The 1,596-nt window shown below is 74.6% G+C and carries 2 protein-coding genes; both read right to left on the reverse strand.

The genetic code is table 11. The features are described 5' to 3' along the window. A partial coding sequence (gene mftF / locus KD1_RS15880) for a mycofactocin biosynthesis glycosyltransferase MftF (RefSeq protein WP_068403539.1) occupies positions 1–1,211 on the reverse strand: 1,211 nt, incomplete at its 3' end. After that, positions 1,208–1,596, reverse strand: a 389-nt coding sequence (locus KD1_RS15885) for an SDR family oxidoreductase (RefSeq protein ID WP_157073428.1), incomplete at its 5' end; no start/stop codon positions are given. The genes KD1_RS15885 and mftF, both read right to left, overlap by 4 nt.

Genomic DNA, 1,596 nt, shown 5'->3' on the forward strand with positions numbered 1-1,596 from the left:
GAGCCGAGGGCGGCCACGGCCACAGCCGGCCACCAGTGCCGCAGCAGCAGACCGCTCGCCTGGCGCACCGCCCACCCCAGCCCCACCACGGAGATCCGTACCGCAATGACGTCGCGACCCGGCACGTCTGTGAGCGAGCCGCGCACCCCGCGAGCCCCCCACGCCACCGCGACGACCGCCGCCGGAACCGCGCTCCAGTGCCGCATGAGCACCAACGCGGCCGCCGCGGCGAACACCGGCGACAACCGCGCCGGCGCGCCGAAGTCACCGTGCCGCGCCGCCAGCGGCGCCGCGCTCGTGCCGTACACGAACTTGCGCCCGGCCCACGCCCGCAGCGTGCCCCGCGTGTCGTGATGCACGACCACCGACGGGTCGTACCGCACCCGCCAGCCGAGTTCGATGAGTCGCCAGATGAGGTCGACGTCCTCCCCGACGCGCATCGGTGCGTCGAAACCAGCCACGGCCGGGTCGGTGAACACGGAGGTGCGCATGACGAGGCACGCACTCGGCAGGTAGGCGACGTTCGCGCCCGGTCGGACGTTCGCCGGCGTCGTTCCGAGCGTCAGCGACGACGCGGCCTCGTCATGCCGTTCGAACCAGGCGGGGTGCGCCGAGCGCGACCGCCCGCGGATCAACGGTCCGACGACGGCCACCGACGGATCGTCGAAGTGCGCGCCCAGGCGGGTCAGGTCGCCCAGGCTCGCGGTCACGTCCGAGTCGACGAACGCGACGAAGGGGGTGGTCACGTGCGCGACGCCCGCATTCCGCGCTCCGCCCGGGCCGACGTTGCGCGACAACGACACGATCCGCGCGCCGTGCTCGCGCGCCACGGCCAGCACCGGCGCCGGGTCCACGGAGGCGTCATCGACCACCAGACACGCGGCCCCGCGCAACGCCGTCAGCGCCCGGCCCAACTCCTCGGACCGATCCCGAACGGGGATGACGACGGTGAGCAGCTCGGGGTCGAGATCGGCGCCGCGCACCGGGTCGGCGAGGTTGCCCGCGAGCAGCCGCTCGGCCACCCGCGCGGAGCTCGGCGAATCGACCGTCAGCGTCGTCACCTCCCCCTCGACCCGCAAGGACGCTGCCGCGGCCGCCGACAGCCACAGCGCCGTCAGCGGCGACCCACCGATGAGCAGCCGCCCCTCCCCCAGGCGCGTCACGTCGGGGCGCAGCGTCACGGTGAACCCGTCGGGCAGCTGCCGGCTCATCCCGCGAATCCCCCGTCGGCCTGCACGACCGACCCGTTGAGCGCCGCACCGGCCGGTGAGCAACAGAACGCGATCGTCGCCGCGATCTCCTCGGGCTCGAGCACACGACGGAGCTTCGTGTGGGCGGCGAGCTCGTCAACCGGCACGTCGTAGAGCGCGGCCGTCTGCGCGAGCATGGTGGTGTTCGTCGACCCGGGTGAGACGGCCACCGCGGTCACGCCGGTGCCGACGAGGTCGGCGGCCAGGCCCCGCACGAGGCCGACGACGGCGTGCTTGGCGGTCGAGTAGGCCGCGAGGTGGAACAGTCCGTGCGCCCCGGCGGCCGACGCCACCGCGACGAACCGCGCCGTCGAGGGCGACGGCCCGGCCAGCATCGCCGGCACGG

Source organism: Kribbia dieselivorans NBRC 106261 (assembly GCF_001552435.1).
GTDB lineage: Bacteria > Actinomycetota > Actinomycetes > Actinomycetales > Dermatophilaceae > Kribbia > Kribbia dieselivorans.